Source organism: Microcoleus sp. BR0-C5, assembly GCF_036705045.1.
In the GTDB taxonomy this organism is placed as follows: domain Bacteria; phylum Cyanobacteriota; class Cyanobacteriia; order Cyanobacteriales; family Microcoleaceae; genus Microcoleus.
Map to the genome: position 1 here is coordinate 1 of NZ_JAUBTR010000060.1, position 21,996 is coordinate 21,996.

At 44.8% G+C, this 21,996-nt stretch carries 26 protein-coding genes; 12 read left to right on the plus strand and 14 right to left on the minus strand.

The window, feature by feature from the left end; genetic code table 11:
* Window positions 1–273 precede the first annotated feature (273 nt).
* Complete coding sequence (locus QUB08_RS23525) at window positions 274–1,536, minus strand: lipid-A-disaccharide synthase (RefSeq protein ID WP_333227570.1); 1,263 nt, start codon at window positions 1,534–1,536, stop codon at window positions 274–276.
* Between the two features lie 36 nt (window positions 1,537–1,572).
* Between QUB08_RS23525 and QUB08_RS23530 the strand changes: the two genes are divergently transcribed.
* Window positions 1,573–2,049 (plus strand): ankyrin repeat domain-containing protein, encoded by a 477-nt coding sequence (locus tag QUB08_RS23530; protein WP_333227573.1) that lies wholly within the window; start codon window positions 1,573–1,575, stop codon window positions 2,047–2,049.
* A 106-nt stretch (window positions 2,050–2,155) separates the two neighbouring features.
* Here the strand turns inward: QUB08_RS23530 and QUB08_RS23535 are convergent, their stop codons facing one another.
* From QUB08_RS23535 to QUB08_RS23545, 3 genes are all read right to left on the minus strand, one after another.
* Complete coding sequence (locus QUB08_RS23535; protein ID WP_333227575.1) at window positions 2,156–3,205, minus strand: calcium-binding protein; 1,050 nt, start codon at window positions 3,203–3,205, stop codon at window positions 2,156–2,158.
* Window positions 3,206–3,454: 249 nt separating this feature from the next.
* Window positions 3,455–4,471: a calcium-binding protein gene (locus tag QUB08_RS23540; protein WP_333227650.1), complete on the minus strand. Its 1,017-nt coding sequence runs from the start codon at window positions 4,469–4,471 to the stop codon at window positions 3,455–3,457.
* 140 nt (window positions 4,472–4,611) lie between these two features.
* Window positions 4,612–5,595, minus strand: a complete 984-nt coding sequence (locus QUB08_RS23545; protein WP_333227577.1) for a calcium-binding protein — start codon at window positions 5,593–5,595, stop codon at window positions 4,612–4,614.
* A 530-nt stretch (window positions 5,596–6,125) separates the two neighbouring features.
* Here QUB08_RS23545 and QUB08_RS23550 point away from each other — a divergent pair.
* The 4 genes from QUB08_RS23550 to QUB08_RS23565 all read left to right on the plus strand — a co-directional run bounded on the left by QUB08_RS23550 (window position 6,126) and on the right by QUB08_RS23565 (window position 11,420).
* Window positions 6,126–10,121, plus strand: a complete 3,996-nt coding sequence (locus tag QUB08_RS23550) for a magnesium chelatase subunit H (RefSeq protein WP_333227579.1) — start codon at window positions 6,126–6,128, stop codon at window positions 10,119–10,121.
* A 94-nt stretch (window positions 10,122–10,215) separates the two neighbouring features.
* The gene (locus tag QUB08_RS23555; protein ID WP_333227581.1) at window positions 10,216–10,491 is read left to right on the plus strand and encodes a type II toxin-antitoxin system HicA family toxin; all 276 of its coding nucleotides are present in this window, start codon (window positions 10,216–10,218) and stop codon (window positions 10,489–10,491) included.
* Window positions 10,481–10,687, plus strand: coding sequence for a type II toxin-antitoxin system HicB family antitoxin (locus QUB08_RS23560; protein WP_333227583.1), 207 nt, complete (start codon window positions 10,481–10,483; stop codon window positions 10,685–10,687). The genes QUB08_RS23555 and QUB08_RS23560 overlap by 11 nt, the downstream gene beginning before the upstream one ends.
* A gap of 70 nt (window positions 10,688–10,757) precedes the next feature.
* A complete protein-coding gene (locus tag QUB08_RS23565) occupies window positions 10,758–11,420 on the plus strand; it encodes a Uma2 family endonuclease (RefSeq protein WP_333227585.1) in 663 nt (220 codons plus the stop codon).
* A 62-nt stretch (window positions 11,421–11,482) separates the two neighbouring features.
* Here the strand turns inward: QUB08_RS23565 and QUB08_RS23570 are convergent, their stop codons facing one another.
* Window positions 11,483–12,865, minus strand: coding sequence for an ATP-binding protein (locus QUB08_RS23570; RefSeq protein WP_333227586.1), 1,383 nt, complete (start codon window positions 12,863–12,865; stop codon window positions 11,483–11,485).
* 285 nt (window positions 12,866–13,150) lie between these two features.
* On the opposite strand from QUB08_RS23570, the gene QUB08_RS23575 reads away from it, so the two are divergent.
* Together QUB08_RS23575 and QUB08_RS23580 are read left to right on the plus strand one after the other, a co-directional pair.
* Window positions 13,151–13,333, plus strand: coding sequence for a hypothetical protein (locus QUB08_RS23575; RefSeq protein WP_333227588.1), 183 nt, complete (start codon window positions 13,151–13,153; stop codon window positions 13,331–13,333).
* Window positions 13,334–13,501: 168 nt separating this feature from the next.
* The gene (locus tag QUB08_RS23580; protein WP_333227590.1) at window positions 13,502–13,891 is read left to right on the plus strand and encodes a hypothetical protein; all 390 of its coding nucleotides are present in this window, start codon (window positions 13,502–13,504) and stop codon (window positions 13,889–13,891) included.
* Window positions 13,892–14,200: 309 nt separating this feature from the next.
* On the opposite strand, the gene QUB08_RS23585 is transcribed toward QUB08_RS23580, so the two are convergent.
* From QUB08_RS23585 to QUB08_RS23605, 5 genes are all read right to left on the minus strand, one after another.
* Complete coding sequence (locus tag QUB08_RS23585) at window positions 14,201–14,332, minus strand: hypothetical protein (RefSeq protein ID WP_333227592.1); 132 nt, start codon at window positions 14,330–14,332, stop codon at window positions 14,201–14,203.
* A 234-nt stretch (window positions 14,333–14,566) separates the two neighbouring features.
* Window positions 14,567–14,809: a hypothetical protein gene (locus tag QUB08_RS23590; protein WP_333227594.1), complete on the minus strand. Its 243-nt coding sequence runs from the start codon at window positions 14,807–14,809 to the stop codon at window positions 14,567–14,569.
* Between the two features lie 253 nt (window positions 14,810–15,062).
* Entirely contained in the window at window positions 15,063–15,305 is a 243-nt protein-coding gene (locus QUB08_RS23595) for a type II toxin-antitoxin system RelE/ParE family toxin (RefSeq protein WP_333227596.1), read from the minus strand.
* 17 nt (window positions 15,306–15,322) lie between these two features.
* On the minus strand, window positions 15,323–15,538 hold the full coding sequence (locus tag QUB08_RS23600; protein ID WP_333227598.1) for a hypothetical protein: 216 nt from the start codon (window positions 15,536–15,538) through the stop codon (window positions 15,323–15,325).
* 74 nt (window positions 15,539–15,612) lie between these two features.
* Window positions 15,613–15,828 carry a hypothetical protein gene (locus QUB08_RS23605; protein ID WP_333227600.1) on the minus strand — a complete coding sequence of 72 codons (216 nt, stop codon included), beginning with the start codon at window positions 15,826–15,828 and terminating at the stop codon, window positions 15,613–15,615.
* 140 nt (window positions 15,829–15,968) lie between these two features.
* Between QUB08_RS23605 and QUB08_RS23610 the strand changes: the two genes are divergently transcribed.
* Complete coding sequence (locus QUB08_RS23610) at window positions 15,969–16,253, plus strand: BrnT family toxin (RefSeq protein ID WP_332945908.1); 285 nt, start codon at window positions 15,969–15,971, stop codon at window positions 16,251–16,253.
* The gene (locus QUB08_RS23615; protein ID WP_333227602.1) at window positions 16,228–16,485 is read left to right on the plus strand and encodes a BrnA antitoxin family protein; all 258 of its coding nucleotides are present in this window, start codon (window positions 16,228–16,230) and stop codon (window positions 16,483–16,485) included. The genes QUB08_RS23610 and QUB08_RS23615 overlap by 26 nt, the downstream gene beginning before the upstream one ends.
* 71 nt (window positions 16,486–16,556) lie before the next feature.
* Here QUB08_RS23615 and QUB08_RS23620 read toward each other — a convergent pair whose 3' ends face one another.
* The 4 genes from QUB08_RS23620 to QUB08_RS23635 all read right to left on the minus strand — a co-directional run bounded on the left by QUB08_RS23620 (window position 16,557) and on the right by QUB08_RS23635 (window position 18,802).
* Window positions 16,557–16,922: a type II toxin-antitoxin system VapC family toxin gene (locus tag QUB08_RS23620; RefSeq protein WP_333227604.1), complete on the minus strand. Its 366-nt coding sequence runs from the start codon at window positions 16,920–16,922 to the stop codon at window positions 16,557–16,559.
* 3 nt (window positions 16,923–16,925) lie between these two features.
* The gene (locus tag QUB08_RS23625; protein ID WP_333227606.1) at window positions 16,926–17,189 is read right to left on the minus strand and encodes a hypothetical protein; all 264 of its coding nucleotides are present in this window, start codon (window positions 17,187–17,189) and stop codon (window positions 16,926–16,928) included.
* 73 nt (window positions 17,190–17,262) lie between these two features.
* Window positions 17,263–17,493, minus strand: a complete 231-nt coding sequence (locus tag QUB08_RS23630; protein ID WP_333227608.1) for a hypothetical protein — start codon at window positions 17,491–17,493, stop codon at window positions 17,263–17,265.
* A gap of 130 nt (window positions 17,494–17,623) precedes the next feature.
* Window positions 17,624–18,802 carry a glycosyltransferase family 2 protein gene (locus tag QUB08_RS23635; RefSeq protein ID WP_333227609.1) on the minus strand — a complete coding sequence of 393 codons (1,179 nt, stop codon included), beginning with the start codon at window positions 18,800–18,802 and terminating at the stop codon, window positions 17,624–17,626.
* Window positions 18,803–18,962: 160 nt separating this feature from the next.
* Between QUB08_RS23635 and QUB08_RS23640 the strand changes: the two genes are divergently transcribed.
* The 3 genes from QUB08_RS23640 (at window position 18,963) to glcD (ending at window position 21,977) form a co-directional block, all read left to right on the plus strand.
* Window positions 18,963–19,355, plus strand: coding sequence for a transporter (locus QUB08_RS23640; protein ID WP_333227611.1), 393 nt, complete (start codon window positions 18,963–18,965; stop codon window positions 19,353–19,355).
* 192 nt (window positions 19,356–19,547) lie between these two features.
* Window positions 19,548–20,432, plus strand: coding sequence for a DUF6671 family protein (locus tag QUB08_RS23645; protein WP_333227613.1), 885 nt, complete (start codon window positions 19,548–19,550; stop codon window positions 20,430–20,432).
* 69 nt (window positions 20,433–20,501) lie between these two features.
* Window positions 20,502–21,977 carry a glycolate oxidase subunit GlcD gene (glcD, locus tag QUB08_RS23650; RefSeq protein ID WP_333227615.1) on the plus strand — a complete coding sequence of 492 codons (1,476 nt, stop codon included), beginning with the start codon at window positions 20,502–20,504 and terminating at the stop codon, window positions 21,975–21,977.
* The last annotated feature ends 19 nt before the right edge of the window (window positions 21,978–21,996 follow it).

The window sequence follows — 21,996 nt, forward strand, 5'->3', positions numbered from 1 at the left end:
GCGCCTGATTGACGGCTCGATCAACTGACTGACGTAGCGATCTATCGCCTGACTCTTTTAAGATACAAGGGGCGGGTAAACCTGCAATAATTGCCAAAAACCGACAATCTCAAAAACCCGCCCCCACCCAACTAATAGCCTGTATCAACCTTTATTTATAAAATACTGGAATAATGCAGATTGAGATTTACCGTTGGGCGGGGGCGGGTTTATTTAGATTATGAATTACAGTCAGAGATTGTTGGTGAACCCGCCCCTACGAGGTTTTATTGATTATTGCACCTCAATTTCTTCACAAACCAATTCAGCAATTTTTTTCGCCGCCCCCGATTCTCCTCGAACCGCACGCAAACGATCGCCCATCTGTGCTAATTTATCAGGCTGGCTCAAATAGTCGATCGCCAATTGAGCAATTACTTCCGGTTCCAGCTTCCCAATTAACTCCGGCACAATCTCTTCCTGTGCCCAAATATTCGGCCAAGCATAAAGCTTTCCCTTTCCCACTTGCAAGATTAGCCAATTAATCGCCGTAGCAAAAGCTGAACCGACTAACGGCAAATTTGCCAGCAATCCCGGCAATCCGTCCCAAGCTTTCATCGCATCCAATTGCTGCGTCGGAATCAAAACAATCATCGGTACAGCTAACGAACCCAATTCGGCAGTATTCGCTCCCACAGTAGTTAAACACAGGCTGCATTCTGATAGCAAATCGTAGGCGGGCGTCTGCGTCCAAAGTTCTACTTGCAACTTATTTGCCGTCTGCAAAAATGGCCGTTCTGTTAACTGAAGTTCGGCGCTGGCGTTCTCAAATAAATGCAGGCAAGGATTTTGTTTTGGGTCGGCAAAACGTGCTAGAGTTTGCACATCTAAGGTAGGAGCAACGGGAATCACAAAGCGAGTTTCAGGGCGGAGGCGGTGGATGGATTGGGCGATCGACAAACATAACGGTACACCTAAAGCTAATTTGGCCGCTTTAGAACCGGGCAACAATCCAATTAATTCTATTTTCCGTAGGGGCGGTGCCCCCGTGCTCGCCCTGCCCGATTTCCCGTTCCCTACTTCGGCGATCAAATCTCCAACAACTGTAAATTTATTAGCATATTTTTGGGGAATTTTAGCAAAAACTTCTGGTTTCATCGCCGCAAATTTATCAATCCAGCGATACCACCGCGCGTCCCATTCAGCATAAATAACAGTCCGATATTTTAGCCTTTTTCCAATAACAACCGTAAAAAATTGATCGCCGCCTAAAAACAAAACAACTCCTGTTTTATACCAATCCCAATTTTCAGCAGTTTTGCCGGATAATAAGAATGGAAAAAAATGCTCCGGTGCTTGCACTCTGTCAACTTCTGGGTAGGAACAGGCGATTTGTGCTTCTTTCCCGGTGGCGTGCGGACAGGGGGACAGCACCACAGAGATGCGGGCTTGAGTGCCCGCGTTTGCCAATTGCTCGCGCAAAGCTTGCACGGCGGGACGCACCCAAGTTGCTAATTCTCCGGGGCCGTTGGAGAGGATTAAAATATCTACTGCCATAGGATTTAAGATTTGAGAGGATGCAAGGGAGATTTTATGACAGATTTAATTAATGCCGTCAAGACGGGTGATGTTGCGGCTGTAGAAAGTGCGATCGAACAGCGTGCAGATATCAATGCCAAAGATGAGGAAGGTGCGACGGCTTTGACGACTGCGGCTGAGGCTGGCAATTCGGCGATCGTCAAAAAATTGCTGGCTGCAGGTGCCGGTCCCAACAGTCAGGATAATGACGGGTGGACGCCGTTAATGAGTGCCGCTGCTGCCGGACATACGGAGATTGTACAGCTTTTGCTGGAGGCGGGAGCGGATGTGAATGCTAAAACTAATTTTGGTTTGACGGCTTTGATGAGTGCGGCAGGCAGCGGGCGCACTCAAGTTGTGGAATTTTTAATCGATAAAGGAGCTGATATCAAAGCTAAGGATAATAATACTTGGACTGCGTTAATTTGGGCGTCTTCGGAAGGTCACAAAGATACGGTTGAGGTTTTGAAGCTAGCGCGCGATCGGCATTAAAGACTTAGAAACCGGGTTTATTCGAGAAACCCGGTTTCTGGATGATACAATTAATTATCGCGCTCCCCAGCAGCAATCAGGCAAATCCCCAATAGCTTCGAGATTTCTACCCAAGTAAAAATCTAGTAACTCTAGATTCTGGTAATAAATTCAACGTGAGATTTCCGCCACCTTCAATAACAGCGATCGTGTCAAACGGAGCCGTTCCGGGAACAGCCAAGAGTGAAGCTTTGTATTGGATAGCTAAATCTCGATTGTTGTTGATGGGCAATATCAAGTATTGATCTGAGAAAGGTAAAAAGCCATCTCCTAGCATGATGCTATCCTGACCTTTCGTAAAGTTCCGGATTGTCGCAAAACCCGGCCCGATATAGAATATTTCGGTTCCGGGCGCAGAACTTTTACCGCCTTCTATAAGGTCTCCGAGTACGAATATATCGCGGCCGCTACCGCCAGTGAGAGTATCGAATTCATTGCTGCCGTCACCTTCATACACTCGGCCTTCGCCAAAGCCATTACCTGTACGTAAACCTACTTCAACTCCAATTAATTCGGTATTTCCCACTCCAGCACCGGCAATCATGTCATTCCCGGAAGTTCCGATAAAAGTCGCAGAGCGGCTTGGATCGTTTTTGCCAAAATTGAAGTAGTGTTCCCGACCTGTTTTCAATGCTCCCGATTCGACAAAAGGCCGAACATCGGGATTTTTTTGTAAGTATTCTGTTTCAAAAAATGAAGTCCCAAACTGACCGTCTTTGATGCCGAATTCAATGAAATGCTGGTAGCCGTTTTTAAAAGTTCCATTCTGAATAAACGGCTGCAACTGTCGGTTATTTGCGAGATAAAACGCTTCGTCATACTCAGCAGATACGCGAGTGCGACCTTCTTCGTAACCGTATTGGATAAAGTGGTCTAGTCCGGTCGCAAAAGGTGCATTTGGGTTGTTGGGAGTGCGGACTAAGGCAGCGATGTCTGGGTTGCCAGCAAGGTAAGTAGCTTCGTCAAAATACCGCGATACTTTAGTTAAGCCACCGGCTTGACCGAATTTTTCAAAGTGTTCTTTTCCAGATTGGATAACTCCTGCATCAATGGCTGGTTTCACCCAAGGATATTGAGCAAGGTAGTATTTTTCGTCAAAAATTGCGTAACTAGCCATGTTTTCCTACTGCGGCTTTAATGAGCTGTTTATGCAATTTATCAATAATCCAGAACTGAGACAATTACCTGATCGGGTGATTTTTTCCAACTGTCAGTCAAATCTCATTTAAGCTCTATAAAGATGTCGTAATTCATCGTTCTTTATTGGAGAACGTAAAGTGCGATCGCGGAATGCGATTTGTTGGCATAGGAAAGTGCGATCGCAGCGACAGCATCCCAAAGAAAATTCTGAATAGCTTCGATATTTCTACCCAAGTAAAGCTCTAATAAAACTAGAGCCTGGTAATAGATTCAAATTGAGATTGCCGCCACCTTCAACAACAGCGATTGTGTCAAAGCGACTGGCTATGAAAACTCCATTCTCAACAACGGGAAAGCCATTCGTTTGGATAGCTAAATCTCGATTATTGTTGATTGGAAACACCAAGAATTGATCTAAGGGAATCCCTATCTGGATAATATCCTGACCTTGAGTAAAATTCCGAATTGTAGCAAAACCTGGGCCGATGTAGAACTGTCTGGATGAGAGGGTTCCTCCCCTGAAGCCAACAATGTCACCGAGCACGAATTTATCGCGGCCGCTACCGCCAGTGAGAGTATCGAATTCATTGCTGCCGTCACTTTCATAATTTCGGGGGCCGGGATAGGTAACACCTACTTCAACTCCAATTAATTCGACCTTCCCTACCCCTACACCAGTGAGGATGTCATTACCGGAAGTTCCGACAAAAGTTGCCTCGCGGCTTGGCTCGAATTGCCCAAACTTGAAGTAATGTTCCCGACCAGTTTTTAAGGTTCCAGAGCTGATAGCCTCAAACACATTGAATAAGTATCCCGGTTCAAAGAAAGATGTTCCAAACCGACCGTCTTTGGCCCCGAATTGAATGAAATGCTGGTAGCCATTTTTAAACGTTCCATTCTGAATAAACGGCTGCAAATCTCGGTTAGTTGCTACATAAAACGCTTCGTCATACTCAGGTGATACGCGAGTGCGACCTTCTTCGTAACCGTATTGGATAAAGTGATCTAAGCCTGTAGCAAAAGGCGCGTTTGGGTTGACTGTGCGGACAAAGGGTTTAAGCTCTGGATTTCCCTCAAGGTAAGTTTCTTCGTCAAAATACCGCGATATTTTGGTGAGGCCGGCGGCTTGACCAAATTTTTCAAAGTGTTCTCTTCCAGATTTGATGATGCCTGCATCAATGGCTGGTTTCAGCCACGGATATTGCGAAAGATAGTATTGTTCGTCGAAGATATCGTAATTCATAGTTTGCTGTTTAAAGTAAAGTCCGATCTTTTTTACAGAACCATCGCCCACCACCAATAAAAAATCATTAATCATCAGCATTAGCTAATGACTAATGACTAATGACTAATGACTAATGACTAATGACTAATGACCAATGACTATCCAATCAAGAAAGTACCGTTACCGTTAGATTCTTGGAAACTCAAACCCAAGGTTGCTCCTCCTTCAATCACGCCGAGCACATCTCCAAAACGCTGGATTGACAAATTGTTGCCAACCGGAGTCAGGTTGTAGCCGTTTAAAGAAGTTCCTTGCAGTTGGATAAAATCGTTTTCTACGTCGAAGTTGCGAATCGTAGCTTGACCGTTACCCAGATACAGCGGTGTCGGGGTGACATTCCCGGCTGTAGCAGGAACTCCCAGTACGAATATATCAGCTCCCGGACTGCCAATCAGGACATCGAACTCATTGGTGCCAAAGCTTTCATACTGCCGATTGCCGTTGCGATCAATACCTACTTCCACTCCCACAAGTTCGACATCGCCCACGCCAACACCAGTTAAAACATCGTTGGTACGGGTGCCGACAAAAGTCGCGTCGCGGGCAGGCTCAAATTGTCCAAAATTGAAGAAGTGTTCCCTGCCGGTTCTCAAGTTTCCAGAGTTGACAAACGGCACGATGTCGGGGTTTTCTTTTAAGTATTCCGGTTCAAAAAATGAAGTCCCAAACCGACCTTCTTTGGCCCCGAATTGAATGAAATGGTCGAAGCCTGATTTGAAAGTTCCGTTTTGAATAAACGGTTGAAGTTCCGAGTTGTTTGCTAAATAAAAGCTTTCGTTGTATTCGGGTGATACTTGAGTGCGGCGCTGTCCTTCATCGTAACCGAACTGGATAAAGTGATCGAGGCCTGTAGCAAAAGGTGCGTTTGGGTTGACGGTGCGGACGAAAGGTGCGAGGTCTGGATTCCCAGCAAGGTAAGCATTTTCGTCAAAATAACGCGATACTTTAGTTAGACCGCCTTCTCGCCCGAATTTTTCAAAGTGTTCTCTCCCAGATGAGATGACTCCTGCGTCAATGGCTGGTTTGACCCAAGGATATGAGGCGAGGTAGAATTGTTCGTCGAAAATTGCGTAGTTAGCCATGTTTTCCCCCTAAAGTTTTGATGAGTTTGAGAGTTGATAGCAATTAGCTTTCCATGAACTCGATCGCCGATCAGGAATTTACACAAAACAGACGTTATGAAAGGGTTTTAAATTACTGGGAACATATCTATTTTGCGAACTCAGCAATTATATAAGGCTCGATTCTGCCGAATTTATGCTTTTTTTTCCTCAGTTAATTGAGCGATCGCAAGTTCGATCTATTCTACAAAACGTGGCACTTTTTTCAGGATTTTTTTCTCAATTGTTGGTTAATTTTTAATTATTTTTATCCTAGTAATTAATCCTATACATATTAAAAGTATAATGTCAAGTAAACTTTTGTAAATAAAAATTGGAGTATTTGCTCAAGGAATTTATAAAAAAATGTAACGAAAAGTTGACCTAAATTTGTCGAATTGTGTCATGTGCAGGCTCAAATCGCCTAATGGCAAGCGTTTTCTGGTAAAAATGCTTATGGGATAAAAAAATTCCCGATTCCCGAAAACAGCATCTTAAAGGAGCCTAACCGGATGTTCACTCACGTCAAGCCCACCATTCGCCACGTCGTGCCGGAAAACTTGCAGGGGCGATCGCTCATGAAGGTGGTCTATGTCGTACTGGAACCGCAGTATCAAAGCGCCCTGTCTGCAGCGGTTCGAGCGATAAATAACAAAAATCCGAATCTGGCAATAGAAATCAGCGGCTACCTGATCGAGGAACTCCGCAGCCCGGAAAATTACGAAGCCTTCAAGCGGGATGTGGCGGATGCCAATGTATTTATTGCTTCTCTAATTTTCATCGAAGATTTGGCAGAAAAAGTGGTAGCGGCGGTGGAACCGCTGCGCGACAGCTTGGATGTCGCCGTCGTCTTCCCGTCGATGCCAGGGGTGATGCGACTCAATAAAATGGGCAGTTTCTCGATGGCACAGTTGGGACAAAGCAAAAGTGCGATCGGCGAATTCATGAAAAAACGGAAGGAAAAATCCGGGAGTTCCTTCCAAGACGGAATGCTGAAACTGCTGCAAACTTTGCCGAAAGTGCTGAAATATTTGCCCATCGACAAAGCCCAAGATGCGCGCAACTTCATGCTGAGTTTCCAGTATTGGCTGGGAGGTTCCCAAGAAAACTTGGAAAACTTCTTGCTGATGCTGTCACATAAATATGTATTCAAAGGCCAGGAACAGCTAACTTTCCAAGAGCCCGTTGTCTACCCGGATATGGGAATTTGGCATCCTTTGGCACCGTCCATGTTTGAGGATGTCAAAGGATACCTCACCTGGTACAACGCCCGCAAAGATATTTCGGCAGACCTCAAAGACCCCCTCGCACCTTGCATCGGCTTGGTGTTGCAGCGGACTCACTTAGTCACCGGAGATGACGCGCACTATGTAGCAATGGTGCAGGAATTGGAGGCAATGGGGGCGCGGGTGGTGCCGATTTTTGCCGGCGGTTTGGACTTCTCGAAACCAGTCGAAACTTTTTTCTTGGAAGTTGGAACCAAAGGTGTTGCGCCGCTGCCGATCGTTGATGCGGTGGTTTCTCTGACTGGTTTTGCGCTGGTGGGCGGCCCGGCGAAACAAGATCACCCGAAGGCGATCGAGACTTTGAAAAAGCTAAACTGCCCTTACATGGTGGCTTTGCCGCTGGTTTTCCAAACGACGGAAGAGTGGGAAAATAGCGATTTAGGCTTGCACCCGATTCAAGTTGCTTTGCAAATTGCCATTCCCGAGTTGGATGGCGCGATCGAACCGATTATATTGTCGGGACGTGATGGCGCAACTGGCAAGGCGATCGCCCTACAAGACCGGATCGAAGCAATTTCCCAGCGCGCTATGAAGTGGGCAATGCTGCGCCGCAAACCAAAATTAGATAAAAAAGTTGCGATCACAGTTTTCAGTTTCCCGCCGGACAAAGGCAACGTCGGAACAGCCGCTTATTTGGACGTTTTCGGCTCGATTTACCAAGTATTGAAAGCCTTAAAAGGCAACGGTTACGACTTGCCAGAACTGCCGGATTCCGCCGAAAAGCTGATGCAAGAAGTCATCCACGACGCAACAGCCCAATACCAAAGCCCGGAATTAAATGTTGCTTACCGGATGTCGGTAGCTGAATACGAAGAATTCACTCCTTACTCGGAACGCTTGCAAGAAAATTGGGGCCCGCCTCCGGGACATTTGAACAGCGACGGACAAAATTTGCTGATTTTCGGCAAACATTTCGGCAATGTGTTTATCGGAGTGCAACCTACTTTTGGATACGAAGGCGATCCGATGCGGTTGTTATTCTCTCGTTCTGCCAGCCCGCACCACGGTTTTGCTGCTTACTATACATATTTGGAGCGCATTTGGGGTGCGGATGCGGTGCTGCACTTTGGCACTCACGGTTCGCTAGAATTCATGCCCGGTAAGCAGATGGGAATGTCTGGGGAATGTTATCCCGACAGTTTGATCGGCAAGATTCCTAACCTCTATTATTACGCCGCCAACAATCCCAGCGAGGCAACAATTGCCAAGCGCCGCAGTTATGCTGAAACTATCAGCTATCTGACTCCTCCGGCTGAAAATGCTGGTTTGTACAAAGGTTTGCAGGAACTCAGCGAGTTAATTGCTTCTTATCAAACTTTGAAAGAGACTGGGCGGGGTGTGCCGATTGTTGATGCGATCGTCGAAAAATGCCGTTTGGTGAATTTGGACAAAGATATTGCGCTACCTCCCGAACAAGAAAGAGGGGTTGCTGCGGGAATGACTTCGGAGGAACGGGACAATTTAGTTGGCTTGGTTTACCGCAAGTTGATGGAGATTGAGTCGCGGTTGTTACCTTGTGGTTTGCATATTATTGGTAAGCCGCCGACTGCGGTGGAGGCGATCGCAACTTTGGTAAATATCGCCAATTTAGACCGCGAAGAAGACAACCTGATCAGCTTGCCGCGGATTATCGCTAACAGTCTGGGACGCGATATCGGCGAAATTTACACTAACAGCGACAAAGGCATTTTAAGTGATGTCGAATTGCTGCAAAACATCACCTTGGCCTGTCGGGATGCCGTTGGCGCTTTAGTGAAGGAACAAACCGACGCTGAGGGTAGAGTTTCCCTTGTTTCTAAGTTGAATTTCTTCAACATGGGCAAGAAAACACCTTGGGTTGAAGCCTTGCACGCCGCCGGTTACAAAAAAATCGATCCAGAACCGATTAAACCGCTGTTTGAGTATCTGGAATTCTGCTTGCAGCAAGTTTGTGCCGACAACGAATTAGGCGCTTTGTTGCGCGCGTTAGAAGGCGAGTATGTTCTGCCCGGCCCCGGTGGCGATCCGATTCGCAACCCGGATGTTTTGCCGACTGGCAAGAATATGCACGCTTTGGACCCGCAGTCAATCCCTACAACGGGGGCGGTTAAGTCTGCTAAGCTTGTAGTCGATCGGCTATTAGAAAGACAGCGCGTTGATAACGGCGGAAATTACCCAGAAACCATCGCCGTTGTGTTGTGGGGAACCGACAACATCAAGACTTACGGCGAATCACTCGCCCAAGTAATGTGGATGGTGGGAGTGAAGCCAGTTCCCGACGCATTGGGCCGGGTAAACAAACTCGAATTGCTTTCTTTAGAAGAGTTGGGACGCCCTCGGATCGACGTAGTAATTAACTGTTCCGGCGTATTCCGCGACTTGTTCATCAACCAAATGAATTTGTTAGATAAAGCTGTGAAAATGGCAGCGGAAGCCGACGAACCGTTAGAGATGAACTTCGTCCGCAAACACGCATTAAAGCAAGCGGAAGAAATGGGAATCAACCTGCGACAAGCAGCAACCCGGGTATTTTCCAATGCTTCTGGTTCCTATTCATCTAACATCAACTTGGCGGTGGAAAACAGCACTTGGGAAAGCGAAGCCGAGTTGCAGGAAATGTACTTAACTCGCAAATCCTTCGCCTTTTCTTCCGACAATCCAGGAACAATGGAACAAGACAGGCAGATTTTTGAATCATCCTTAAAAACTGCGGAAGTCACTTTCCAAAACTTGGATTCTGCGGAGATTTCCCTAACCGACGTGTCGCACTATTTCGACTCCGATCCGACTAAATTGATCGGCAGTTTGCGCGCAGATGGGAAGAAACCGACATCCTTCGTTGCTGATACAACCACAGCCAACGCCCAGGTGCGGACGCTATCAGAAACCGTGCGTTTAGATTCGCGCACAAAGCTGCTGAATCCGAAGTGGTACGAGGGGATGTTGTCGCACGGCTATGAAGGTGTGCGGGAGATTTCTAAGCGTCTGGTGAATACGACTGGATGGAGTGCGACGGCGGGCGCTGTGGATAATTGGGTGTATGAGGATGTCAACACTACTTTTATCGAAGATGCGGAGATGCAGAAGCGTTTGCTGAATCTGAATCCTCATTCGTTCCGCAAGATTGTCAGCACTTTGTTGGAAGTTAATGGCCGGGGTTATTGGGAGACTTCGGAGAACAATTTGGATCGTCTGCGTGAACTTTATCAGGAGGTGGAAGACCGGATTGAGGGGGTAGAATAAGGTTCCCGAATTAGTGTAGAATGGTGTCAGGGTAAGAAATTACCCTGACACTGTTTTAAGACTACTAAAGCAAAGACTATAATGAAAATAATTAATGACCCAAATAAACAAACTCCTCGCCAAGCTGATGGTTGGTGCATCCGATGCTAATTTTTCCTTTAGCGATTTATGTCAAATACTCCAGATTTTAGGATTTGAGGTAAGAATTAATGGTAGTCACCATATTTTCAGCAAGGAGGGAGTCGCAGAAATTCTCAACATCCAACCCCAAAAAGCAGATAAATCAAAAGCTAAAGCTTATCAAGTAAAGCAAGTTCGTGCAGTAATTTTGAAATATAAATTGGTTAACCAAAATGATAATGAAGTATGAAGTAATCATTTACTGGAGTGATGAAGACCAGGCATTTATTGCCGAAGTACCAGAATTGCCAGGATGTGCTGCGGATGGGGAAACTTATCAAGAAGCATTGCAAAATCTAGAGATTATTATGCAGGAGTGGGTTGAGACTGCTCGGCAATTAGGGCGAATTGTCCCTCAACCCAAAGGTAGATTGCTGTTTGCATAAATGCCGGATTGAAAAGATAAAAAAGTTAAGTATCAAAACAAATTAAGGCGATTTCGCAGGAGTATTTTCAATGCTTCAAACTCTGACAGATACTAAAGAATATCTTGCAGGTTCTTGCCTGGTTTTACACGATATCAGTTGGGACACCTACGAACAGTTGTTAGAAATATTTGCGGAACGTCCCACGCCGCGCATGACTTACTACAAGGGAACTTTGGAACTTATGGTGCCTCTGCCAGAACATGAAAGGTATAGCTGGACTCTTGGGAGACTAATTGCAGCACTTTCTGAAGAATTAGGATTAGAGATTATCGGATTAAAATCATCTACTTGGCGTTCGCAACCTAAGAAAGCTGGCAAAGAAGCTGATGAATGTTTTTACATCCAAAATGAAGCTGTAATGCGAGGGAAATTAAAAATTGACCTCAAAACTGACCCGCCGCCTGATTTAGCTGTGGAAATTGATTGGACTAGCTCATCTATCAATAAAATGGCGGTTTATGCGGAACTTAAAGTACCGGAGGTTTGGGTTTGGAAGAAGGGGAAACTAATAATTAACATTTTAAATGATACGAGTTATGTCGAGTGTGAAACCAGTTTGGCATTTGCCTCGTTTCCTGTCAAAGAACTCGCACAGTTTATGCACCTAGACTCAGAAAAGGGAGAGAATGCGAGAATTAGAGAGTTTAGAGAGTGGGTGCGATCGCACTTACAGAATCGGCAGCAAAGTTAAATTAACTCGCTACGGTACGGATTTAGGTATGTAGTTGCGCTTTAGCGCTAAAGCGAGCGCAACTACATACCTTGAGAAAGATACCGACTTTTTACATACTGTCTCAACACAGGATTCAAACTAAACAAAGTTATCTTTTCCTCTTCTATTGCTTCCAATAAAAACCGATTTGCGATCGATCGCACTGCATTGACTATTTCTGACGGCGAAAATGGTATTTTGTTGAAAATTTGCGACACAGCAACGGGTTCAGGTTGATTGGCCAGGTGAACCATCACTGCCAAATCTGCCGGAGTCAAACGCCCAAAAGGTTGAGATAACTGAGATTGCAACCCTTCATCTAAAATCGGCATCTCGCACTGCAAAAACTCAGAAACTCTCCCCCCAAACAACTCTTGAATCAGTGTTGCAGTGAACTCCAACCACAGAGGATTGCCTTGATAAATATCAATCAATGTTTCCCATGTTTCCTCATCGGATAACTTTTGTGAGTTCAAAATCTCTTTAGCTGCTACTCCTAAACTTCCCAATACAAAACATCGCACGGGATGATACTCTTTTGATAATCTGGCAATTTCTCTGGGTTTTTCCCAACTATTCAATATCAAACAACTTTGATGACAAACTTCGGCAATTAGTTTAAAAAATAACTGATAATCTTCATATCCAGTTTTATATTGTCCCGCTAGTTGCCCGCTGCCCAAAAGCATCTGTACGTCATCGAGGACAATCAGACATCGGTTTTTTCGCAGGTAATCGAGGATTTGGGAAATTTTGGTTTCGATGTTTTGGGGAATTTCTGATTGTTGGGAAAAGATTTGCAGCAGGTTGGTGAGGGTTGCATCGAGGGTTGGGGAAAAGCGGAGGCTGCGATAGATGACGTAATCGAATTGGGTTTTGATGCGATCGATCAGGCTTAGGGAGAGGGTTGTTTTGCCGATGCCGCTGATTCCGAGGAGTGCGATGAGGCGAGTGTGTTCCTGTGTTATCCAGTTTTCGAGGGTGGAGAGTTGGGAAGTGCGATCGAAAAAGGTGAATATTTCGGGTGCGTCGCCTAAGTCTATGTGGAGTTGTTTGGGAGTTTGTTGGGGGTTTTGCGGTTCTGTTGGACTTCTCGCCCTTTCTTGACAAATGTTGACGTTATTTGTTACATGATCTCTACCAATAGCTGATGGAGAATTATAAAACTTTGCCCTTTCCAGTATCGCTCTAACATTTACTTTACTAACTTCTTCGTCGAAGACATCTGATAATATCTTCCATAATTCAGAAGCAGCAACCCTAACATAACCTTCACTACAATCGCGGTCTTTGGCTACTTTTGCGGCATATTTCCGACCTTGGAGCGTTTCTTTTAAAATCGCCTCTTGCAGGTCTTCTAAGTGTTTCCCTGTTTTGGCAAAAACTTTTTCATCGGCAAATCTTAAGACTTCCTTAAGCTCCATAGATCGCGTCTGGGGTAATTTTTAGTTATTATAACTTATTTTTTATAACTTTTTAGATAACGTTATCTAACATTTTGTAAGGTGAGTGGGTGGGCGATGGGGAAATGGGGTCGTTGTATGATTTTTGGGGTAGAGCTTGGTTGCACTGAGGGCGATCGGGCTACAACCGGGCTTGTCGATATTTCTGGCATTTGCCGGGTTGTCTGGGATCAGTCCCGACAGTTCCGAATGAAACGGCTTAGATTTTCGCACATTATGTAGATTATACCTGACTAGGAGTCAACAATGGCTACAGATAAAATTGGTGAAGTTAAAACGCCATCCGGTTCTCCATACGATGTTTTTTGGGACAAAGGTACTGGCGAAGTATATGTTGGCAGTGAGTCTGCTGGTAAAGCCGATTCCAAGAGTGAGGCTTTGCGTAAAGCTGACTACTACGCAACTACGCTTAAAAAATGGAAGGATTGATTGAAAAAAGTTGCGATCGCTTCTTCTAATCTACTATGGGGTAGTGGGAAGGATAGAAGAGGGATTAAGAAGGTGCGATTGGTTCCCTGAAAAAAGCAAAAATTTCTGTTAATTGCCTAAAGAGATTATTTGCTAGTAACTACATAAGTAATTTTGGAGGATGTCAGTATGAAATTATCCATAGATCGTCAAGAGAAAAAAGGTTTTTTTGGCGGCCCTTACTACGAATCTTATATCCAATTGATTTTGACTGAAGAAGAGGAAAAAATTGCCAAAAAAATGGGCTTGATGAGCGTAAACATTTTTCATTGGGAGGCGTCTCAACAAGATCAACAGCTACTTCTTACATTGAAAGACACTGATAGTAAGGTTCGTCTAAGCTTTAAAGAGTTAACTAGGGGTATCACAGCAAAAAGTATGGGCGAAATGGATCTCAACCGTCTAGCTTTTACTGAAGATAGGATGCGGGCCAAGTGCAAGGAAATTAAAGTGGCGATGGACAATTATATTTCACAAATAAATGCAGTGGGCAAGGGAAAATATGAAGAAGAATTTTAGAAATACATAGAGTGTCTAGCTAATTAGATGCCTAGCAAATGAATTAAAAGTTAGTAAAATAGGTAAAAAAAACATGGAAACTAGACCTGTACAAATGTCAGATATTCGAGTCCCTAATAAAAGCGAACTCAATGAGGGAAAAATAAGGTCAATAGAAAATTCTCCTGACTCTATCTCAAGTCTGCTTCACTCCAAGACAGATCCTATAGCCCTGCATAAGGGTCAACCCCCTTACGAAGTTTATAGTGGAAGACACAGAGTTTATGTGGCTTTTCAGAAGGGGATTAAGCTAATTCCAGTAGTTTTTACTTAATCAGCTATTGCCCTTTTCTTCCCCAAGTACGATCGCCCTTTTCTTCCCAAAGTACGATCGCCCTTATTTTCCCAACGTACGATCGCCCTTTTTTTCCCCCAAGCGCGATCGCCCTTATTTGTAAACATCCCCCCTAGAATTAATCGCAGTCACAACATATACTTGATTTTCTCTGTCTTCTACAAAAAGTATCCGATATTTACCCACTCGCAGCCTTAATTCAGGACGACCTTTAAGTTGCTTAATGTCAAGCCCTCTATCGTCACTTACTAAAGTATCTAAAGCCTTGACAATTCGTACTTAGTCATCCGGTTGCAGTCGCGACAAATAGCGTTCTGCTGCTTTCAGGAGAATGTAGTCAGTCAATGTTTTTCTCCAAATAGCTTCACTTTGAGTTCTTGGGAGGATATCCCCCGATCGCGACCGGCCTGGTAATCTTGCCAAGCAGCTTCACTCTCTGCTATTTCTTCTGCTGAAATTACTTCATCATCTTCTGCGACTTCTTCCCGTAACTGAATCATTTTTTTCAAGTCTTCTAATAACCGCAGTTGGTCTGCAAGCGTGAGGCTTTTAACTTGATTCAGTACCTTGCTATAAGTAAACATAGACTCTGCATTAAGATTGTTTGGCCTATCGTCATTATAGCAATTTAGGACCTAGAGAAGTACGGGCGATCGCAACTATCCCGTAGGGAATCGCCTTTTTCTTCCCCAAAGTACGATCGCCCTTATCTTCCCAAAGTACGATCGCCCTTTTCTTTCCTAAAATGCGATCGCCCTTATTTTCCCCAAGTGCGATCGCCCTTTTATTCCCAAAGTACGATCGCCCTTATTTTCCCAACGTGCGATCGCACTTCAGTTAATCATAAATTTCTCTCCGGTGTCCAATCTGGTGAATAGTAATCACCTTTAAATCCTCATCAAAAGAATAAATTACCCGATAATCACCCACTCTTAACTTAAAGAAACCTGCCAGATTAGCCGACAACGGCATAGGAGTAATTTGTTCAAAATTTTCAGCCAACCAATTGATTTTATTACCTATACGCTCCTGCACAGCCTGAGTCAATCTTTCTTGGTTAACCAGAGCTTCTGCTGTCAACTCAACCGAATAGCTCATTACGATTTTAGACCGAGTTTTTTATAAACTTCCCCAGGTTCGACGCTACTTTCTCCTGCTTGTTTGCGCCTCCTTGACTCTAACAATTTCTGCTTGACTTCTTCCTTAACTTCTAAACCTGCATCAGGATCGCCCAAATATTCTTCTAAACACTGTTCCACGGTATGCCGAATTAAGTCCCGCAATTGCTCAACTGTCATGTCTTTGACTTGCATCTTAATCTCCTCGTCTGTGGGATTATCAATAAATAATAGCAACTTTCTTTAGTACGGTTGTATCTGTAACTGAGCTATCCATTCCATGAATCTCGTTCCTGATTCACATATTCTTGAGCATCAATCCCATTCCTAATTTCCTCACCCAACCCTTCTAATTCTAAAATACTCCGCCTAGGTTTAGCCTGAACCCGGTGACGAACATATACTAATAATTCAGAAATGAGTCGCAGTTGCTCATCTGGTGCAAGTCTTAGAACCTGAGTCAGTACCGCGCTGTAAGTAGACATAGGCCTTATGTGGAAATTTTTTGGCTGATTGTCATTATAGCAATTTAGGCTCGAAGGAAGTGCGATCGCCCTTTTCTTCCCCAAGTGCGATCGACCTTTATGCTATATTATAAGTAGATACGTTTTGTATATACACTATCATGCAGTTTGAATGGGATGAAAATAAAAACGCCCAAAACCTCAAAAAACATGGCATTAGCTTTGAAGAAGCTCAAGAAATCTTTGACGGAATCGTTTTTAATGCCATTGATGAGCGTTTCGACTACGGAGAAATCCGAGAAATCAGTATTGGTGCCATACAAGGTGTCGTTATCGTTACCGTAGCGCATACTGAAAGAAATGGAGCTATCCGCATCATCTCTGCAAGAAAAGCCACTCGTCAAGAAAAAAACACCTACTATGACTATCTCGCGCAAACGACTTGAAGAATTAGAAAATATTCCAGAATCTGCGATCGATACCTCTGATATTCCTGAATTAGATGCAAATTTTTGGGAAAAAGCAAAACTCGTAACACCACTGACAAAACAAGCTATTTCTTTAAGAGTGGATAGCGATGTATTAGATTGGTTTAAAAGCCAAGGAAAAGGTTATCAATCTCTAATGAACGCTGTGCTGCGCTCTTATGTTGAACATCATGTAAAAAGCAGTGAATAAATGTACGATAGCCCTTTTCTTCCCAAAGTGCGATCGCCCTTATTTTCCCAAAGTACGATCGCCCGTCTTTATTAAGCCTCAAACGGGTTAATCAGTGTGAGTTCAGCAATCCACTGAAAATCCCCTATATTTCTTGTTACTAAAGTTCTGTCATATACCAAAGCTGTTGCCGCAATAATAGCATCCCCAAGTGTCATGCTCCTTATCTCTCGCAACAGCACTGCGCGATCGAGTACAGCGTTAGAAATTGGTACAATCTCCACCACAGCAAAGAATTCCTCCAAGTACAATCTATACTCTTCAGTTAGCCGATGATAACCCAAGACTTCAAGGTAACTTATTGCCGATACAACTATGTCATTTTCGCCAATAAAATGCCTAATCTGCGAGTTTTCTGGCTGGGAAGCGTAGATAATAATATCACTGTCTAGCAGCATTCATTATTCATCCCTACCTGGAAGTGGACGGTCTTCACGCAAATCTCGCTGCCATTCCACTGGATCGCTAATATCAGCAAAGACATTATTTGCTGCAATTTTTTCCAATATTTCAACTATTCTCTGACGGCGAAACTCCGCACTTAAAGTCGATCGCTCTTCTTGTAAAGTAACGTAAACTCTGACAAGGCGATCGCCTTGTCTTGGAACCTCATTAGCCCATTCTAAAAGGTTTCCCTTCAATATAGCCTCGAATATTCGTTGCATAGCTAATATCCAGTATTATCTATTTTTACTATTATAGCCCTTGGATTATTGGCTCGCCCTTTTCTTCCCTATCTTACTCATCCCATTCTGCTCTAAGTTGCAACTGTAATTCCAAAGCATCTACTCGTTTAGACAAAAAACCTCCCCATCTCTTTAAATTTGTCCTGGGCAATCTTTGACTGCTATCCGGAGTCTGGGTTGTTACCCGATCGCGCATCAAAGCTGACAATACTTCTAAAAGCTGCTGTTGCTCTTCAGGAGTAATATTTTGAGCCTGACTCAGTACCTCGCTATAAGTAGACATAGGCTTTATGTTGAGATTTTTGGGCCGATTGTCATTATAGCAATTTAGGAACTAGGGAAATGCGATCGCCCTGAGCTTCCCCTGCATTGCGATTTAGTTTTGAGGAATATTGGCAGTAACTTTGATGTTATCACCTACGCTTCAACCCCAGCACGCTGAGAAAAAAGCTCGACAAAACCATCTGCAAACCAACAGTCAGGCAAGTGAGCGAGGGAATAACCAAACGCAGAGTTTTAGAAGGGTCGAGAGTACCGAAAGCCGTTTCGCTCCAGATAGTTAATGACAAGAACGAGCCAACTATTCCGATTAAAATCAGCGTGACTCCGACAATCAATCCTGTCTCTAACGTGACATAGCGAAATATTTTGTTGACTTTGGGGTCTTCGGGCAGGAGTTTCTCGCTGATGGCAAAAATCTTGGTGAAAAAAGCGAAAGTTACTGCTTGAAAACCGATGATAATTGCGATCGCACCATACAGCAGCGTGTGCACATCAAAGTTGATACTTCCCACCTTTCTGCTGCCCGGTAACAGCCAAACCACGATAATTACACCCAAAATCATCAGCGCAGTACCGGGATACAGAAACAGCCACCGGGGACTGTAAAGCAGCAAAAATCGCAGGTGCCGCCAGCCATCTCGCCAAGTTCGCAAGTGCGGCGGGCGCGAGCGGCCGTCGGGAGAAAGTACCGTTGGGACTTCAGCAATCCGCAACTTGTACAGAGAAGCTTTCACCACCATTTCGCTAGCAAATTCCATCCCCGTTGTTTGCAAGTCGAGTTTCAAAATTGAGTCTCTCCTAAAACCCCTGAGTCCGCAGTGAAAATCGCCGACGGGACTTGCAAAGAATAGCCGCCCAACCCATGTCAGCACCGGATTTCCTAAATATTTGTGCAGCGGTGGCATCGCCCCCGGTTTGATGCCGCCTTGAAAGCGGTTTCCCATCGCTAAATCGCAGCCTCCCCGCAATTTTTCGACAAAGGCGCCGAGGTTGGAAAAGTCGTAGCTGTCGTCAGCGTCGCCCATGATAATATAAACTCCGCGCGCTGCGAGGATGCCTCCCATGAGGGCGCTGCCATAGCCTTTGGCCACTACCGGTACGACTCGGGCCCCCATTCTGGTGGCGATATCTTGAGAACCGTCAGTGCTGCCGTTGTCTGCTATGATGACCTCGCCGGCAATATCAAGTTCGCGCAGAGACTTCTGTGCCTTCTCGATGCAGATTCCTAAAGTTTCTGCCTCGTTGAGGCAGGGCATGAGTATCGAGAGTTCGAGAGTGTATTCCCTGTTGGTGTTAGTCTGCTCTGCCATATCTTTGTTCTACTGTTGCTGGCGATCGACAATAGTTGCATTTCCAGTATGTATGTTTAAAATATTGATCTAGAACAAAACTCAATAAAACTTAATTACCATTGTTAATGGTAGTTTTTGTATCGGCCACTTTCGCGCTGTAGTATAAGTTGGTGAACTAATGAATAGAAGCGTTTTTATGTTATTGCTTGCTGCAATCTTGTGCGGCGTCGCAGGTCAATTCAGCCTGAAGGCAGGAGCTAAAATATTAGGGCCCATTGGCGCTGCTAATTTAATAGAAAAAATTCTAGCAATGGCTACTCAGCCGTTGATAGTAGGCGGTCTTTCTTTGTATGCAATTTCTTCGATCGGCTTTATTGTAGTTTTGTCGCGGGCAAACCTTAGCATAGTCTCGCCTTTACTGTCAATTAGTTACCTGTTTACTGTTTTAGGCGGCAAACTTATATTTCACGAGCCTTTGCCGCCGCTGCGGTTGGTAGGCGTGGGGCTAATTATGACAGGAGTAATTTTTGTACTCAGAGGTCAAGCTGGGGGAGTGAGTGGAGGCAACTAATACGATTTTAGATTTTAGATTTTAGATTGACGATTGAAGATTGAATAATTTTAAATTAAGTCCACAGGTGAATATCATGAATATTTAACTGTGGTCTAAAATTTTTACTCGGAAGTTAAGTCAGGGTTTCTATCGGTTGTGGGGCGGTGAAAAGGGTGTATGTGAGTTTTTTTCCTAAAATGATGCTGCTGTATGTCTAATATTTCTGAGCCTGTGAATCCCAATCAATTATTGAGCGCTCGCACCGCAGTTATTGCTACCATGCACCAAAAAGAACGGGTGATGGCTCCCATTTTGGAACGAGAATTGGGTGTAAATATCCTAGTACCTGCGGCGCTTGACACTGACGCATTCGGCACCTTCACCAGAGAAGTTAAACGCTTAGGAACACAAATAGAAGCGGCTCGCCATAAAGCACAAAAAGCCCTAGAAATTGCGGGCGAAACTCTGGCCTTTGCCAGCGAAGGTTTTTTCGGCCCTCACCCAATGATGCCCTATCTGCCAGCTAACCGAGAAATCGTAATTTTATTAGATCGAGCCAACAATCTAGAACTAATCGGCGACTCTTTCTCCGTTGAAACTAACTACAGTCACCAGTTAGTTTCCAGTATAGAAGAAGCAGATGATTTTGCTAAAAAAGCTGGATTTCCCGATCACGCACTGGTGGTTATAGTTGGCGATGCTGCACTCGGTAACGGCGAAATTGTCAAGGGCATTAGGACAGAAAAACAATTTTTGGACGCTGTTACAGCAGGCTTAAAAAAATCGTCAACCGGCCGAGTTCACATCGAAACAGATATGCGGGCGATGTACAATCCCACTCGGATGAAAAACATCGAAAATGCAACTCTCGATTTAGTTAAAAAATTCAAGCAATTCTGCCCGGAGTGCGGTTGGCCGGGATTCGATATTGCTGAGACGAAAATCGGATTGCCCTGCGAACTTTGCTATTTTCCGACTCAGCTAGCGCGATCGGCAATCTATAAATGCAAAAACTGCGGTTATACTAAAGAAAAACTATTTCCCGACGGTCGAGAGACTGCCGATCCTTCTCTGTGTCAATATTGCAACCCTTAGAAAAATAATTGGCTAAACTTAGTAAAATTTGCAACAATATTATTGATAGTTCCCTAATAAAAATCACTAATGATAGCCGTAGAAACAGAACGCAACTGGAAACCCGTTATTAAAGAATTCGAGGCTGTAGTTGGCAAAAATGGGGTGGTGCAGCGCCGCGAAGAATTGATTGTCTACGAGTGTGACGGACTCGCCAGCTACCGCCAGCGCCCCGCCGTGGTGGTATTGCCTCGAACTACGGAGGAAGTGGCGCAACTGGTCAAAATATGCGATCGCAACTCAATTCCCTGGGTGGCTAGAGGCGCAGGAACCGGCCTTTCCGGCGGCGCTTTGCCTGTAGAAAACTGCGTGCTAATTGTCACTGCCCTGATGCGAAAAATCCTGAAAGTAGACTTAGAAAATCAGCAAGTAGTCGTGCAGCCGGGAGTAATTAATAACTGGGTAACGCAAGCAGTTAGCGGCGCCGGTTTCTACTACGCGCCCGATCCTTCCAGTCAAATTGTTTGTTCGATTGGCGGCAACGTTGCCGAAAATTCGGGCGGGGTTCACTGCCTCAAATACGGAGTCACAACGAATCACGTTTTAGGATTAAAATTGGTACTTCCCGACGGTTCAATTGTCGATGTCGGCGGTGAAATTCCCGAAATGCCCGGTTACGATTTAACTGGTGTATTTGTCGGTTCTGAAGGCACTTTAGGAATCGCCACAGAAGTTACTTTGCGAATTCTCAAAGCGCCGGAATCGATTTGCGTTCTCCTAGCGGATTTTTCCAGTATAGAAGCAGCGGGCGAATCAGTTTCCGATATTATCAGCGCTGGCATTATTCCCGGCGGCATGGAAATCATGGATAACATCAGCATCAATGCTGTGGAAGATGTGGTGGCCACTGGATGTTATCCCCGCGATGCGGCGGCAATTCTGCTCGTAGAAATCGACGGTTTAGAAGTGGAAGTTGCCACAAACAAACAGCGGATTGCTGATATTTGCAAGCAGAATGGAGCGCGAAATATCACAACGGCTCATGACCCGGAAACGCGCCTAAAAATTTGGAAAGGGCGGAAAGCTGCTTTTGCGGCGGCGGGTCATCTCAGCCCGGATTATTACGTGCAAGACGGCGTAATTCCGCGAACGCAAATGGCTTATGTTTTGAAAGAAATTGAGGGTTTGAGCGAGAAATATGGTTATCGAATTGCCAATGTATTTCACGCGGGAGACGGTAATTTGCACCCGCTGATTCTGTACGATAACTCGGTAAAAGGTGCGCTGGAAAAGGTGGAAGAATTGGGCGGAGAAATTCTCAGGCTTTGCGTGAAAGTTGGGGGAAGTCTTTCGGGGGAACACGGCATAGGTGCTGACAAGAAGTGTTTTATGCCGGATATGTTTTCGGAGGTAGATTTGGAGACGATGCAGTGGGTTCGTCAGGTGTTTAATCCGAAAGGTTTGGCGAATCCTGGGAAAATGTTTCCGACGCCGAAGACTTGCGGGGAAGCGGCGAGGGCTAAGGTTGAAACTTTTAAGAAGTTGGAGGGTGCAGAGGTTTTTTAATTCGCTATTTATGCGGGTA